Source organism: Halomonas sp. BDJS001 (genome assembly GCF_026104355.1).
Lineage (GTDB): Bacteria > Pseudomonadota > Gammaproteobacteria > Pseudomonadales > Halomonadaceae > Vreelandella.
On sequence record NZ_CP110535.1, the window covers coordinates 1,145,479 to 1,160,656 of the forward strand.

The 15,178-nt window shown below is 55.3% G+C and carries 14 protein-coding genes, 1 tRNA gene and 1 riboswitch; of the genes, 9 read left to right on the forward strand and 6 right to left on the reverse strand.

Annotated elements, in window-relative coordinates:
- Complete coding sequence (cyoD, locus tag OM794_RS05250) at positions 1-321, forward strand: cytochrome o ubiquinol oxidase subunit IV (protein ID WP_022520636.1); 321 nt, start codon at positions 1-3, stop codon at positions 319-321.
- The gene (gene cyoE, locus OM794_RS05255) at positions 279-1,202 is read left to right on the forward strand and encodes a heme o synthase (protein ID WP_226248305.1); all 924 of its coding nucleotides are present in this window, start codon (positions 279-281) and stop codon (positions 1,200-1,202) included. Before cyoD ends, cyoE begins: the two co-directional genes overlap by 43 nt.
- Before the next feature lie 87 nt (positions 1,203-1,289).
- Here the strand turns inward: cyoE and pta are convergent, their stop codons facing one another.
- Both pta and OM794_RS05265 read right to left on the reverse strand, forming a co-directional pair.
- The gene (gene pta / locus OM794_RS05260; RefSeq protein ID WP_226248307.1) at positions 1,290-3,473 is read right to left on the reverse strand and encodes a phosphate acetyltransferase; all 2,184 of its coding nucleotides are present in this window, start codon (positions 3,471-3,473) and stop codon (positions 1,290-1,292) included.
- A complete protein-coding gene (locus tag OM794_RS05265; RefSeq protein ID WP_226248309.1) occupies positions 3,470-4,654 on the reverse strand; it encodes an acetate/propionate family kinase in 1,185 nt (394 codons plus the stop codon). The genes pta and OM794_RS05265 overlap by 4 nt, the downstream gene beginning before the upstream one ends.
- 190 nt (positions 4,655-4,844) lie before the next feature.
- On the opposite strand from OM794_RS05265, the gene OM794_RS05270 reads away from it, so the two are divergent.
- From OM794_RS05270 to OM794_RS05290, 5 genes are all read left to right on the forward strand, one after another.
- Complete coding sequence (locus tag OM794_RS05270; protein ID WP_088700939.1) at positions 4,845-5,765, forward strand: EamA family transporter; 921 nt, start codon at positions 4,845-4,847, stop codon at positions 5,763-5,765.
- Between the two features lie 77 nt (positions 5,766-5,842).
- The gene (locus OM794_RS05275) at positions 5,843-6,352 is read left to right on the forward strand and encodes a porin family protein (RefSeq protein ID WP_226248312.1); all 510 of its coding nucleotides are present in this window, start codon (positions 5,843-5,845) and stop codon (positions 6,350-6,352) included.
- A 240-nt stretch (positions 6,353-6,592) separates the two neighbouring features.
- The gene (locus OM794_RS05280) at positions 6,593-7,654 is read left to right on the forward strand and encodes an HlyD family secretion protein (RefSeq protein ID WP_226248314.1); all 1,062 of its coding nucleotides are present in this window, start codon (positions 6,593-6,595) and stop codon (positions 7,652-7,654) included.
- A gap of 31 nt (positions 7,655-7,685) precedes the next feature.
- The gene (locus tag OM794_RS05285; RefSeq protein WP_226248317.1) at positions 7,686-8,732 is read left to right on the forward strand and encodes a DUF2955 domain-containing protein; all 1,047 of its coding nucleotides are present in this window, start codon (positions 7,686-7,688) and stop codon (positions 8,730-8,732) included.
- A gap of 137 nt (positions 8,733-8,869) precedes the next feature.
- A complete protein-coding gene (locus OM794_RS05290) occupies positions 8,870-9,055 on the forward strand; it encodes a CsbD family protein (RefSeq protein WP_088700943.1) in 186 nt (61 codons plus the stop codon).
- Positions 9,056-9,183: 128 nt separating this feature from the next.
- On the opposite strand, the gene OM794_RS05295 is transcribed toward OM794_RS05290, so the two are convergent.
- The 3 genes from OM794_RS05295 to tenA form a co-directional block, all read right to left on the reverse strand.
- A complete protein-coding gene (locus tag OM794_RS05295) occupies positions 9,184-10,896 on the reverse strand; it encodes a hypothetical protein (RefSeq protein ID WP_226248319.1) in 1,713 nt (570 codons plus the stop codon).
- 236 nt (positions 10,897-11,132) lie between these two features.
- Entirely contained in the window at positions 11,133-13,037 is a 1,905-nt protein-coding gene (gene thiC / locus OM794_RS05300; protein ID WP_226248321.1) for a phosphomethylpyrimidine synthase ThiC, read from the reverse strand.
- Positions 13,038-13,071: 34 nt separating this feature from the next.
- Positions 13,072-13,755, reverse strand: coding sequence for a thiaminase II (tenA, locus tag OM794_RS05305; protein WP_226248323.1), 684 nt, complete (start codon positions 13,753-13,755; stop codon positions 13,072-13,074).
- A 90-nt stretch (positions 13,756-13,845) separates the two neighbouring features.
- Positions 13,846-14,007, reverse strand: a riboswitch (TPP riboswitch).
- Between the two features lie 205 nt (positions 14,008-14,212).
- Here tenA and OM794_RS05310 point away from each other — a divergent pair.
- Positions 14,213-14,401, forward strand: a complete 189-nt coding sequence (locus OM794_RS05310; protein WP_226248325.1) for a tautomerase family protein — start codon at positions 14,213-14,215, stop codon at positions 14,399-14,401.
- A gap of 91 nt (positions 14,402-14,492) precedes the next feature.
- On the opposite strand, the gene OM794_RS05315 is transcribed toward OM794_RS05310, so the two are convergent.
- Entirely contained in the window at positions 14,493-14,858 is a 366-nt protein-coding gene (locus OM794_RS05315) for a phage integrase N-terminal SAM-like domain-containing protein (RefSeq protein ID WP_226248328.1), read from the reverse strand.
- A 224-nt stretch (positions 14,859-15,082) separates the two neighbouring features.
- Between OM794_RS05315 and OM794_RS05320 the strand changes: the two genes are divergently transcribed.
- Positions 15,083-15,172 (forward strand) — tRNA-OTHER (locus tag OM794_RS05320).
- Positions 15,173-15,178 lie beyond the last annotated feature (6 nt).

A 15,178-nucleotide genomic window follows, 5' to 3' on the forward strand; every position in this document is an offset into this window, starting at 1 on the left:
ATGAGTGCAAGTTCAACCAATGCCCATGGCAGCGTTAAGTCGTATGTGACAGGACTGGTATTGTCGCTGATACTGACCATTATTCCTTTTGCGGTGGTGATGAGTGGCGCTTTTAGCGTACTGGCTACCGTGATTGTGATAGCCGTGACCGCGGTGTTGCAGATCCTGGTGCAACTGGTCATGTTTATGCATATGAGTACCAAAGCCGACGAGGGCTGGAACCTGATGTCCTTCGTCTTCACACTGACGATTCTCGTCCTAGTGGTAGGAGGCTCGCTGTGGATCATGCAGCATCTGCATCTCAACATGATGATCGGCTGATTTCAGCACCTAGCCGCTGGCGGGATCTGCTCGAGCTGACCAAACCGGGCATTATCGGGGGCAACCTGATTGCGACGCTAGGCGGCTACTTTCTGGCCGCCCAGGGGCAGTTCGAGTGGCTCAGCTTTGTGGCGGTCATGGTAGGGATTGCATTAATCATTGCGTCGGGCTGTGCGTGTAACAACGTTATTGACCGCGATATTGATGCATTGATGGCGCGCACGCGCCATCGCCCCCTGGTCAGAGGCAGCATTTCCATCACCCAAGCGTTGGGCGTTTCGGCGCTGCTGGGGGTGGCGGGCGTGGTGTGTCTGGCGCTGGGCACCAATGGGCTGACGGTTGCCCTGGCGGTGATTGGCTGGGGCGTGTATGTGGGGCTGTATAGCCTCTATATGAAGCGCCGTTCAGAGTACGGCACCCTGGTGGGTAGCCTTTCTGGCGCCATGCCGCCGGTGGTGGGCTACTGCGCAGTGTCAGGTCAGTTCGACAGCGGTGCGATCATGCTGCTGGTGATTTTCTGCTTGTGGCAGATGCCGCACTCCTATGCCATTGCGATCTTCCGCTACGCTGATTATCAACGGGCATCGATTCCGGTACTGCCGGTGGTGCGCGGGGTCAAAATGGCCAAGCACCATATCCTGGGCTACATCGTGGCGTTTATTCCCGCCTCGCTGGCGCTAGGGCTGGCCAGCCAGGCGGGCGCGGGGTATCTGTGTGTGGCGCTGACCATGGGCGGCTACTGGCTCTACCTGGCGCTGCGCGGCTACCGCTTAGACGACGATGTGCGCTGGGCCAAGAAGGTGTTTGGCGTCTCCATTTTGACCATCACCGCGATGAGTTTAGTCATGGTGTTGGAATCGATGGTGCCAATGTGGGTTTAGCTCGCACCTACTGTTAAGTAGTCAAGCCAAACGCGAGCAGATAACTGCTCGGGGCGTTTTTTTTTGAGTAGGAGAAAGTTATGTAACTTAACTTTCCCGCTGGCTGGCCTGGATGGCGGTCAGCGCAATGGTATAAACGATATCGTCCACCAGTGCGCCGCGGGAGAGGTCGTTCACCGGCTTGTTCAACCCTTGCAGCATGGGGCCAACGCTCACTACACGGGCGCTACGCTGTACGGCCTTGTAGGTGGTATTGCCGGTGTTGAGGTCGGGGAATACAAACACGGTGGCTTTACCCGCCACCGGCGAGTCAGGGGCTTTCTGCTTGCCCACGCTTTCGATGGCGGCGGCGTCGTACTGTAGCGGGCCGTCGATGGCCAGGTGCGGCGCACGCTGTTTAGCAATCCTGGTGGCTTCGCGGACTTTATCCACATCGGCGCCAGTGCCGGAGTCGCCGGTGGAGTAGCTAATCATGGCGACGCGTGGCTCGATACCGAAGGCTTCAGCGGAGCGGGCGCTTTGTAGGGCGATCTCGGCCAGGGTTTCTGCGTCTGGGTCGGGATTCACTGCGCAGTCGCCGTAGACCACTACCTGTTCGGGCAGCAGCATAAAGAAGATTGACGAGACTTGATTATACTCCGGCGCGGTTTTAATCAACTGAAACGCTGGCCGCACGGTGTTGGCGGTAGTGTGTACGGCCCCGGAAACCAGCCCGTCGACTTCATCCAACTGCAGCATCATGGTGCCGAGCACCACGTTGTCTTGTAGCTGCGCTTCGGCGGTTAGCTCGTTGAGTTTGCCACGACGACGCTCGACCATCGGGCCAATATAGCGTGCGCGGCTACTCTCGGGGTCAATGATCGTCAGTGTTTTGGGCAGCGTTAGCCCGCGGTTACGCGCGACGCTTTCGATATCGTCACGCTTACCCAGCAGAACGCAGTCGGCAATGCCGCGGCGCTGGCAGATAATGGCTGCTTCGACGGTACGTGGCTCGTCGCCTTCCGGCAGCACCACGCGCTTTTTAGCCAACTGGGCGAGTTTAACCAACTGGTGGCGAAATGCTGAAGGCGAAAGGCGACGGGTATAACCGCTGCTCAGGTGATCTTTCAGCCACTCAAGATCCATATGGGCCGCCACATAACGGGCCACCTGTTCGGCGCGCTCGAAATCGTCCATGGGGATTTCGCTGCTTAACTGGCTCAAGTTCTGGGCTGTGGTCAGGCTGTCCGTCTCTACCGCCAATACCGGTAGGCCCGTTTTCAGCGCGGGGCGGCACATCTCAATCATGTTGTCATTAGGCATAAAGCCGTTGGTCAACAGGACACCCGCTAGCTGAATACCGTTCATGGTCGCCAGTGCTGAGGCGAGCACTACATCGTCGCGGTCGCCGGAGGCCACGATTAGACTGCCAGGGGTGAAAATATGCAGCGCGTTGGCAGCGCTGCGAGCGCAGAGGCTAGTGGAGAGTACCCGGCGGCTGGCCGCCTCGCCTTCGTTCAGCAGCTTGGCATTAAGCGCTCGGGCCACATCCAGGGTGCGCAGGGCGCTGAGCGTTTTGCTGTAAGGCACGACCCCGATCAGATGGAATTTGTCGGTTGCCAGGGCAGGGGAGTACTGGCGTAGTTCAGCGAGTACCGACTCCTCCAACTGCGGTTTGAAGGTGCCTGGGGCGGCAGAAAGATCGTCTTCCTGAGCATAAGGCAGGTTCTTCATACGCATCAAAATGCCGCCCAGGGTGCGGCTGGAGCTAACCCCACCAAAGCTACGGGCATGCATATCCAACTGTTCGGCCAGGGCCTGGGGCTCGTTTAAGTCTCCGGTGCCCACCAGGATAATCCGCGCATTCAATGCATTGGCAAGCTGGGCGTTGGTTTGGGTGGCGTAGGTGGTGTGCTGGGTAGGCACTACGCCTTCTACCACAACGAGGTCTAGGGTGCTGCCATCGCGGTGGGCTTGCTGGACAACCTGCTCATAGAGCTCGACGGCATTTTCCATCAGCTCATCGGTTTGGTCGTCACGCAGTAGTCGCTCCAGACGTGCCTGGGAGATCGGCGAAGGCGGGCGCTGGTTAAGCGCCCGGGAGACAAGCGCGGTGGAGCGATCCAACCCCGGGCCGTTCAGCTCGTTCTGCATAAACGGCTTTAAAAAGCCGGCTTTCAGGCCGATGGTATCCAGCGCTTGAATTAACCCCAGGCAGGCGGAGGTAAGTCCAACGCCCTCACTGGTGGGCACAAGTAGAATCGCTTGTGGCTGGTCGGGGTGGGTAGTCATACACGTGTCTCTAGGCAGTGGCGGGTTTCCATGGCAATGCGGCCCTCTTCATCGGTAGGAATCACCCACACCTGGGGGCCTTGGTGTCCAGCACTATCCAGCTTGCCCTCTTTGCCGCGGATAGTCGCTTCGTTAGCGTCGTTATCCAGCGCGAAGCCGAAGTGGGGCATCAGTGACAATACCTGACGGCGCACGATGGGCGAGTTTTCGCCGATCCCGCCGGTGAAAATAACCCCATCGAGCTGGGGCAGCGCACAGGAGAGCCCCGCCAGCGATTTAGCGATCCGGTAGCAGAATACTTCTACTGCCAACTGAGCAGTGGCGTGGCCCTGTTCGGATGCCTCCTCAATTTCGCGCATATCGTTGGTTAAGCCTGAAAGGCCCTGTAGGCCGCTCTCTTTATTGAGCACGTTGTCGATTTTATCTAACGACCAGCCCAGTTGACGGTGCAGATGGGCGTGCAGGCCAGGGTCAACGTCGCCACTGCGGGTGCCCATTACCAAGCCTTCCAGCGGGGTAAGGCCCATGCTGGTATCCTGGCTTTGATTGTTCCAAACCGCGCTGGTGGAGCAGCCATTGCCCAAGTGGGCGGTCAGCCAGCCGCCTGTGCCACGGCTACTCAATTCACCGGTACGCTGGCTAACGTAAGCGTGGCTGGTGCCGTGAAAGCCATAGCGGCGAATGCCATGCTCAGCGTAAAGGTTTTCAGGCAGCGCGTAACGGTATGCGCGGGGCGGCATGGTTTGGTGGAAAGCGGTATCAAACACGGCCACTTGGGGCAGCGCCGGAAAGACGTTTTGGGTGGCCGCAATACCCGCTAGATTGGCTGGGTTATGCAGGGGGGCAAGCGCTGCGGTGGTTTCGATGGCCGAGATGACGCTATCGTCGATAAGTGCGGCTTGAGTGAAGTGCTCGCCGCCATGCACGATGCGATGGCCTACCGCCGCCGGTAATCGGCCCTCCATGCGCTCAAGAATGGCGCTAAGCGCCTGGGTATGGTCGGCTCCAGGCAGTGGCTGAGTAAAACGTTCACCGGCACTGTTTTTGCCCTTTAAGCGCGCCTCTTCGCTACCCAAACGTTCAGCTATACCTTCGAGTCGCGGTGCTTGAGGGTCTGAGTCAATCAACGCGTATTTAATCGAGGAGGAACCGCAGTTAATTACCAGCACCGGTGCGTTCATAAAAACCTTTTCGCTAGGAGGTTAGTGGGCAAAGAGATAGACTTTAGTTTAACATGCTGCGCTGCGGAAAAGCAGCGCCTGAATTTCGTTAGCCTTCTATGTAAAAGCGAGGCATGCTGGGCTATTGATGGCTACACGCCTGGTATTTACCTTACACCTTCTTACTCCCTTAATGAGCCGTTCTGTTCTTATGTCAGCGTCCCCTTTGCCGAAACTACTGCCGCGCCACTTGGCCATTTTGTTAATGATGACCGTGGCCACCATGTTCGCCGCCAATCATGTCTCGGCGCGGCTGGCGTTTGATAACGGTACTGGTCTGTTACTGGCGGTATTGACCCGTTCAGGGGTTGCCTGCCTGATTTTGGTGGCACTCGTTATCGTGCAGAAAAAGCGGCTCTGGCTGCCTGCGGGGAGTTGGCCTTGGCAGCTTGCGGTGGGGCTGCTAATCGCGATTCAGAGCGTTAGCCTCTACTCGGCCGTGGCCAGGCTGCCGGTGGTGATTGCGCTGCTACTGGTCAATACCTTTCCGATTCAACTGGCACTGCTCAGTTGGGCGCTGGGCGGTCCGCGGCCGACGCTGCGCAGCTGCCTGATTATGGGCACCATTCTAATCGGCTTACTGGTGGTGCTGGATATCCCTTCATGGATCGCCAGCGCCGATGGCATGGGGCCAGGGTGGATCGCGGGCATCGGGTTTGGATTGATGGCGGCCTTCGTCTTTGCCTGCGCGCTGTGGGTCACCGAACACCGCCTGGCGGGTGTGGGCAGCACGCTGCGCAGCCTATTGACCATGCAAACGGTGTTTATCGTCATGATCATTGGCGGCATCGCCGGAGTGGTACCTGGGGGAATGAGCCTGCCGGATAACAGCACTGGCTGGCTGGGGCTCACGCTGCTCGGGCTGCTCTATGGTTCGGCGTTCTCAACGCTGTTTATTTTTGTGCCACGACTCGATATGGCGCGCAACGCACCAGTGATGAATATCGAACCGGTGGCCTCACTGGTGCTGGGTTACTTTGTGTTGGGGCAGATGCTTAGCCCCGGCCAACTGGTCGGTGGGGCTGTCGTCGTTGGCGGCATTGTCGTGCTGAGTTTATCCAAGGGGCGGTAAATATTTGCGTTCTCCATAGTTATGAACCACAATACAAACGTGTAAGGAAACACTGTTTTTTAACTGAGGTACAAGCTATGAAGATGTCTCTATTGTCACTTACATCGGCGGTACTCCTGGTGGGTGCAGGCGCATTTGCAACCACTGCTCAAGCACAACAGTCCTTCGGTTACCCACAAGCTTACCTGGGTGGCGATGCCATGTTCTGGAGCCTGGATCCAGACAGGGGCTCTTCCCGTGATGACGTGGGCTTACGCCTGCGTGGTGGCGCTCAATTTAATGACTACTTTGCGCTGGAAGGGCATTTAGGCACGGGCGGTTCAGATGGTGGCGCTGATCTGGATCATCTAGCTGGCGCTTATGCAAAAGGGATTTTCCCGGTGGCGCCTGAAGTGCGGTTATACGGTTTAGCGGGCTTCACAGAAGTTGAGGTTAGTAATAACAGGGAGAGTGATTTCTCCTACGGTGGCGGCGCTGAAATGGACGTAGCCCCCAATTTGTCGGTGAATGCAGATTACATGCGCTACCTGGATAAATCTGATTACACCTTTGATGCGGCCAGCGTTGGTCTACGTTACCGGTTCTAAATCGTTGGCTTGAACGTGTAGCGAATCACTAAGCACTCAGCCCTGTGGCCTTTATGCCATGGGGCTTTTTATTTTTATAAGCTTGTTATAGCGCGTTGATGCAGTGAATAAGTCCAAGTATATTGTTAGCCAGCTAATTAATTGTTAGACTAAAGTCCCCTACGCTATTTCCTACACGATACGCGCCCGTAGAGAGGCGCTGGCCAGGCAGTTGCCTGGTGGCTAACAAGTGAGTTCTGCATGACCCCTGATCAAACATTTGCCCGCTGGGTGAAAATAGCCCTTGCTGCCTTTGTATTGCTTTTTATCTATTTTCTAGTGGCCGATAGCTTTATGCCCATGACCCCCGAAGCGCGGGTGATGCGGCCGGTAACGCGTATAGCGCCCGAACTGAGTGGCCCAGTGAGCGAGGTGTTGGTGCGTGATCACCAACATGTGGCTAAAGGTGATGTACTGTTTCAGATCGACCCGACGCCGTTTCGATTAGCCGTTGAGCAGGCGCAACTTAATCGCGAACAGGCCGAGCGGGAGAATGCCCAGTTGGAAGCGGAGCTTACCTCTGCCCAAGCGGAGTTGGCATCCGCTGAGGCGACGGCTGCCGAGCGTCGGGGTGAGCTACGTCGTGCCGAAACCCTGGTGGCGCAGCAGAGCGTATCGCGCCAACAATATGAGCAGCAGGTGGCTGCTGAGCGTACCGCACAGGCCAGTGTGGCGGCAGCCAGGGCTAAAATAGTCAGCCTGGAAGTGCAATTGGGCGATGCCGGCGAAACGAACCTGCGCTTGCGCCAAGCGGAAAACGCGCTCTCCCAAGCGCAGCTGGATCTTGCCCATACTCAGGTGCGCGCCGCGCAAGCCGGGAGTGTTTCCAACCTGCAGCTAGAGGCCGGTGACTATGTTCAGGCGGGACAGCCCGCGGTAGCGGTAGTGGCGGATGCGGTCGATATCATTGCCGATTTTCGTGAAAAGAGTTTGCGCCATGTTGCGCCTGGTGATGCAGCGCGGATAGTATTTGATGCCTGGCCGGGGCAGGTATTTGATGCCCAAGTACTCGCTATGGATGCCGGTGTCCGCGAAGGTCAGTTGGCTGCCGATGGGCAACTGGCCGATATTCCCACCACTGATCGTTGGGTGCGCGATGCCCAGCGTATGCGCGTTCACCTGGCGCTCACTCAGCCCATCGCGAACTTATTACCCAGCGGCGCCCGTGCCACGGTACAGCTCCAGCCCGGTGATGCTGTCCTGGCCAAGCCTTTTGTATGGTTACAGGCACATCTCATTAGCTGGCTGCACTATGTGTATTAAAAAAACATTGGCCAGATCGCGATCCCCTAGCATGGCGGCCACTAAGCGCAAGCCCGAACTCTCAAAGAATGGCTTGCGTCAGTGCCTTAGAGTGGCCGGGGGCGGTACGCTGGGTTTTATAGTTAGCCAACTGATGGGCTGGAACTACGGTGTATTTTTTACCGTTTTCCCGATGTTTTTACTGGGTATGGTGCCGGTGCTCAATGGGCATATCATTCGTCAGTTTTTAGCCAATGTATCGATCAACGTGCTCGAAGTCAGCCTGGTGGTGGGGTTGCTTAAACATATGCCGGTAGTGATGACCCTGGTGGTGCTGGGCATTTTTCTGTTTCGCTTTAACCTGATGGCGAAAGGGCCGCTGTTTCTGTTTGGCGCCAATGGCGTGCTGACACTCAGCATTCTGCTGCACTTCGCCAGTTACCCTAATGTGGACTTGAGCGATTTACTGGCCAGTAACCTCGTTGCCAGTGGTTTAGCAGTGTTTATTGCCATGCTGATGCATACGCTGTTTCCCGATGTAGAAGCCCGTCAGTCGCCACCGAGTGCCACCAAAACTTCCTCGCAAATTCGTCATGAAACCCTCATTGGAGGATTAACCGCCACGCTCTCGTTTGTGGTGTTTCAGGTGTTCGACTTGCAAGGGTCGCTTTCTGCGCAGATGGCCACCATCCTGGTGCTGTTTACGCTGGGGTACTCTGGAGCGAAAGTATCCGCCGCCAAACGAGCCGTAGGAACGCTGCTGGGGTGCAATTTGGCGCTACTCATGCAGTTGCTGCTATATACCCAGAGCCACCATTTTTTGCTGGTGGTGTTGCTCTACTGGCTGGGGTTAATGCTTTTCGCTCGGGAGCATATTCATGAAGGGGGAGGTTCGGGGATCGGCTTTGGCGGGCTGACCACTCTGGGGATTCTGTTTGGCCAGTCGCTAGGCCCGCAGCAAGATCTGGTGTACAGCGCGCTCTATCGTTTCTCTTCCATGAGTGTTGCACTGACCCTTACGCTGCTGACCATGGCTTGCTTACACGTTGTGTTGAACCGCTGGACGCCAACGCGGTTACCCGCAAGCAACCGGAGATAAAAATAATGACATCAATAAATCAGCGCAACTTTTTTAATACAGGCTACTCTGATGAGTGTGCCGACATGTGATTAGCCGTGCTATTGGCACCTTTCACATACGGTGCTTTCCCTACTAACGGATTAGAGGTGTTCGTCATGGCAACTGGTAAAGAAGATAAAGCGAAAGGAACGGCCAATAAAGCAGCAGGCAAAGTGAAAGAAGCCGCGGGCAAGGCAACGGGTAGCACTAAAACAGAAGTCAAAGGTAAGGCCCAGCAGGCGAAAGGCGAACTGCAAAAAGGCAAAGGCGATGCCAAGGAGAGCCAGAAAAAACAGCGCTAGTTATGTAAGACTGATACCAACAGGGGGCTTCGGCCCCCTGTTGGCGTTTATGCGGCTTTCAAGCCCCCGCTAATATTGATAAATCGTTTATATCAGCGGGTTCTTCGTAGTGAATGAACTGTCGGGTATCAATTCAATTCCAGCGAGAAACTCATTTCAACGCCAGCGTCATCCACTCTGAACCAGTACTCTGTGTTCTGGTAAGCGTCACCATACTGCTTGAGCACTTCGATATCAGATGCAGTTATTTCATCGGACGCTGTCTGCTCCATAACATTGGCCAGGGCCTGATAAAACTCGCCTGTCATATGACCATGAAATAGCAGATCACGCTCCGAAGTAGGGGCTTGTAGCTCTGACTGCAGTGCCGCTGAATCGCTAATACCCACGCCTAATGCAACCGCCGTGTCAGACATGGCGGCGTAGAGCGGGGGGGAGTCAGGTGGCAGCATCATGCTCTCGATCTGCCTGGCTTTTCCGCCTGGTTCAAGCCCAAGAGCTCCTATCTCTGGCATGAAAGCGCTCACTGTAGAGAGTAGCGCCAGCGGATTTTGTGAGGCGAGGGTGAGGATGCCAACACCGTTGGGTGCACCGTTTTTCATCGTTAGACTGTCAATGCGAGCATTGAAGCCAGACAACGACGGGCCAATCATCATGGTGATCGGGTTATTGAGCGCCATGTTAATTTCATCCCAAGTGCTGTTTAGCTCCTGCAGTTCATCACAGCTGAACGGGTTTTGACGAACTTCCTGCGCATATTTTTGCACGGTTTGAAGCAGTACAGGCAGATCCAGGCCCAAACCGAAGCTGGCCATTCCACCTGTGCTGCCAAGGCCCGGAACCTGTGTAGTTAGGGCGCGTAGATCGCTGACAATCTCCTCATCGGTTTCCAGGATGAGGTTCATCTCCATACGGTCGTGGTTGTACTCGCGCATGCCCATGACAAGACCAGGGAAGCGGCTGGTGATGCGGTCAATATCTGCCTGGCAGGTGGAAAGATCCAGAGGTTCCCCATCGACGGCATTCATCAACGCTTGAGTACCCGAATGCGTAGGGCTGCTTAGCTCATCAAACAGCCGAGAGGAGTCAACCTGCCCGGCACCGTAAGGTGTGAAGTCATGGCGCTGTTCAAGCTCTGCCAGTGCATCGGTATCACCGATACTGCTGTCAGGCAGCGTTTTACCCAGCACCTGCGCTAGCAGCTCATCGCTGGCATCCTGCGGCACCACCGATACCAGTAGCTGCTGGTCTTCAATGACTAGAATGGCCTGGAGAGGGCCCTCAGGTGTTAATACCCAGTAGTCTGTGCCGTTAGTACTGCCCGTACGTGGGGTGATGTCTGCTTTGGTCAGGATGCGTTGCAGCGTTTCACGAAAGGCCTCTTCATCCTGCAGCTGCATACGCATAACAGGCAAGATACCCAGCCCATAAAAAGCAGCCTGAGGGCTCATCTTGAGGCCCAATGCATGCACATCTTCCAGTGATTCAACCCCGATTAGCTCTTCACCCATGGCGATTAACAGCGTCATCATCGAATGTAGTACTTCATCGTCTTCTATCTCGGGCAGCGTGTTGCGCAGTTCATCCAGATCCGACTCAAGGGTCGTCATGGGCTGCATACGCTGATAAAGATCAAAGGCTTCTTGTTCAGGCAAGGCTTCGCGCGTTGCCATGAAGTAGGGTGAATTAGCCGGAACGTATTTCAGCATTGGTGCAGCGTTATTTTTCGGCGCTTCCTCTTGCGTTGCCGCTTCGGTTGGCTCGTTATCATCGCTGCAGCCGCTGAGGAGGCCAGCGCTAAACAGGGCAAGGGTAACCGCTATGGAAAGTTTGGTTTTCATCTGGAATCAGTTCTTTGAAAGGTATTGGTTTTAAATGGGCCGTGTCTGACAGAACGCTCGCAAATGGGAATCATACACGAGCAATGTATAATTAACCTCTACTTAAGCGAAAATTTATTATTACTTCAGAGCTGATTGAGCAAGGGGAAGGTCAGAAAATTATGCAGAATAAAGGTGGCCCTTGAGTTTTGCTAAGGCTCAAGAGCCACACTCCATAGTGAACCTGTTAAGTAGATCTACACTTCCTGGTACAGCTCGCTGCCTTTCTGGCGAAATTTCTCTGCCTGCTCTTCCATGCCTTTCATCACTGCTTCCTGATCACCGTTTAGCCCGTGTTCGTTGGAGTAATCACGTACTTCCTGGCTAATCTTCATGGAGCAGAACTTCGGCCCGCACATGGAGCAGAAGTGGGCCACCTTGGCGGAGTCTTTGGGCAGGGTTTCGTCGTGGTATTCACGGGCGGTGTCCGGGTCTAGACCCAGGTTGAACTGGTCTTCCCAGCGGAACTCGAAGCGTGCCTTGGAGAGGGCATTATCCCGCCGCTGTGCTGCAGGGTGGCCCTTGGCGAGATCCGCCGCATGGGCAGCAATCTTGTAGGTGATAATACCGGTTTTAACGTCGTCTTTATTGGGCAGGCCCAGGTGCTCTTTGGGTGTCACGTAGCAGAGCATCGCACAGCCAAACCAGCCAATCATCGCCGCACCAATGCCGGAAGTAATGTGGTCGTAGCCGGGGGCGATATCGGTGACTAGCGGGCCTAAGGTGTAGAAGGGCGCTTCGTCGCAGTACTCCAACTGCTTGTCCATGTTCTCTTTGACTAGATGCATGGGCACATGGCCGGGGCCTTCGATCATCACCTGCACATCATGTTTCCAGGCAATGTGAGTAAGTTCGCCCAGGGTTTTTAGCTCGGCCATTTGCGCTTCATCGTTGGCATCCGCCACCGAGCCGGGGCGCAGGCCGTCGCCGAGGGAGAACGCCACATCGTACTGCTTGCAGATCTCGCAGATCTCCTCGAAGTGGGTGTACAGGAAGCTCTCCTGGTGATGGTACAAACACCACTTGGCCATGATCGAGCCGCCACGGCTGACAATGCCAGTGACGCGCTTGGCGGTGAGCGGCACATAGCGCAGCAGCACGCCCGCGTGAATGGTGAAGTAGTCCACACCCTGTTCGGCCTGCTCGATCAGCGTATCGCGAAACACTTCCCAGGTGAGGTCTTCGGCCACGCCTTTAACCTTCTCCAGCGCCTGATAAATAGGCACCGTGCCAATCGGCACCGGTGAGTTACGCAGAATCCACTCGCGGGTTTCGTGGATGTTCTGACCGGTGGAGAGATCCATGATGGTGTCCGCGCCCCAGCGGATACCCCAGGTCATCTTGTCCACTTCTTCTTCGATAGAAGATGTCACCGCCGAGTTGCCCAGGTTGCCGTTGATCTTAACCAGAAAGTTGCGGCCAATAATCATCGGCTCGCTTTCCGGGTGGTTAATGTTATTGGGAATAATCGCCCGCCCGCGGGCCACTTCATCGCGCACAAACTCGGGTGTGATCTCTTCCGGCAAGCTGGCGCCAAAGCTCTGGCCTTTGTGCTGATGGCCCAGTATGCGCTCCACTTCCGCGGTACCCAGCGCTTGGCGGCGCTGGTTCTCGCGGATGGCAATAAACTCCATTTCCGGAGTGATAATGCCCTGGCGCGCGTAGTAAAGCTGAGTGACGTTTTTACCCGGTTTGGCCCGCCGTGGAGTGCGGGTTAAATCAAAGCGCAGCTGGGCCAGCGTCGGGTCGTTGGCGCGGCGGTTGCCGTAATCAGACGTGGGGCCTGATAGGAATTCGGTGTCGTCTCGCGCTTCGATCCAGGCCCGGCGTAGTTCCGGCAGGCCACGGCGTAGATCAATCTGGGCGTCAGGGTCGGTGTAAGGGCCGGAGGTATCATAGACCAGCAGCGGCGGATTCTCTTCATCGATACCGGTGGTTTTGGTCGGTGAAAGGGTGATCTCACGAAACGGCACGCGAATATCCGGCTGCGAGCCTTCGATATATACCTTACGGGAGCCAGGCAGCGGCTGAATGGCCGCTGCATCGACCTGGGCGGTTTCGGCTAAAAAATGGCTAGTTTTGCTTGTGACGGTCTTAGTCATAACAATCTCCTTCGATTGTGGTTGTTGTGTCGGCTTAATGGGTGAGGTTTTCGTCTATCAGCGCTAAGCCCATCTGCCAGAAGTCGATTTCCAGGCGGGTGGCATCGCGGAAGATCTTACTGAGTTCGGTAAAGCGGGCAGGGGTAACGTCAGACAATCGGGTATTGAGCCACTCAAGTTCTGATTGCATGGCGGCTTGAAACTCTTCCCCTTCGTACATGGCAATCCAGGCATCAAATGGGTTTTGCGCGCCGCGCAGGGTTGAGGGCTGGGCGTTTAGCCAATTGGCGATTTCGCCATAGCCGACCAGGCAGGGGGCCAACGCTACGTGCAGATCGAGCAGATCGCCGCGGTTGCCGGTATCCAATACATAGCGGGTGTAGGCAAGCGTCGCCCTGGCTTCGGGGAGTGCTTCCAACTCCTGCTCGGAAATCCCCCACTCTTGGCAAAAGCCCACGTGCAGGCCCAATTCCACATCCACAATGGCTTTCAAGCCTTCATGGGCCTGGCGAAGATCGGTAAGTGTGGGGCTTTTATAAGCGGCCAGCGCGTAGGCACGGGCGAAGTGAATCAAAAACAGGTAGTCCTGCTTCAGGTAGTGGCGAAACGACGCTTCAGGCAGCGTCGCGGTACCCAACTGGCGCACAAAATCGTGCTCAATATAGGCGCGCCAATCTTGCTGGCAGGCGGTGGTGAGATCAGTAAAGCGGTAGCCCATGATGCCTCCGGTGATAGTGATCCGGAAGGCAGGCGGGAGAGATCGAGGAAATGGCGCGGAAGGTGGCGTGCGTTCGTGAGAGAGAGCTAGCCATGGCCATCGCTTGATCCCTACGCCGGTACCCGTGCTGCGAGCTTTGTAAGTAGCAGCACATTAGCCGGATCAGGTTCAGCGGGATCAGCGCTTGGCAGCATTAATTGCTACGCCCTGCGCCATCTCAGCCGGATTTCACCGGCACCCCGTCAAGCTGTTCGTGGGTGGAGTGTAGGAGGCGGGTGGGGGAGATGCAAGTGGGGAGGTTGATACTGCCGAATTAGGCTTTGCTTGGTTGTGAAAGAGTGGAGTAGAGTCATGCTAGGGTTTACATATCTTCAATGAACTAGTCGTAAGATTTAATAAGGTGATGCAGCCTGCCTCATTTAAACCTATATATCTTGGATTTTATTAGGAGAGCTATATGCCAATCGTAACCGTTCAGCAGTCTCCAGGCAGGACTAAAGAGCAACGTGAGCTCTTAGTAAAGCGGATAACCGAAGCATTTTCAGAAGCGTATGGAACAAACCCTGAGGCAGTCACAATATTCTTGCAAGATTTTGATGATGAGCATTGGGCTAAAGGTGGGAAGCTACATTCTGAGCGATATTGACCTCTTACAGTCGAGAAAAGGTCGACTTCTTTAGTACGTAGCTGTTATGCCTCTGAGGCTCATAACCCCGAATCTTACATAAGTGTTGCAATTAGAAGCATGGAGCCGGACAGATGCTCAACACACCCATAACCTCTTGGTGGGAAAGCACGACAGGCAAGCGCTGAGGGCGCTTAGCCCGGCTAAAATTACCAATCTCACCCAGCGGTTGATCTAGAACGTGGCGATAAAGAAATACGATGGCGTTGAGTGCCTGGTTTTGTGTTGCCGCAGCAACACGCCTCTCTATCGCAAGATATTCTAAAAATTGCCGCACTTCATTGCCCGCCATGGTGGCAGGATGCCGCATTCTGTGGAAACGAATGAAAAAGCGAATCCAGTAGCAATAGGTTTTCTCAGTGCGAAGGCTATAGCGCTTGACTGTGAGGGCAGCTTTCACCCTCTCCATCAGTTTCATAGATTGCACCCACGTGGCTTTTAGCTGATTTTATATACAGTATTATTGAAAATAGCAAATCGCGCAAGCACGCGAATTTTGTCTATACCGCCAAATTTTGCTTTGCTCTCAGGGGAATCAATGGGGTAGAGTCAAATGGTAGGCTACAAAACCCCAATGAATGCGCCGTCACGTTCATTGAGGTTTTGTAGCTGGGTGTAGAATCACTGTTAAGCAGAAAATTTGGTGCTGTCGTCTAGCGGTCCAAGACGCCCGCCGATTATGTCGGATTGTGAAAGCGGGAAACTGAGGTTCGAATCTTCACGGCACCACCATTACAT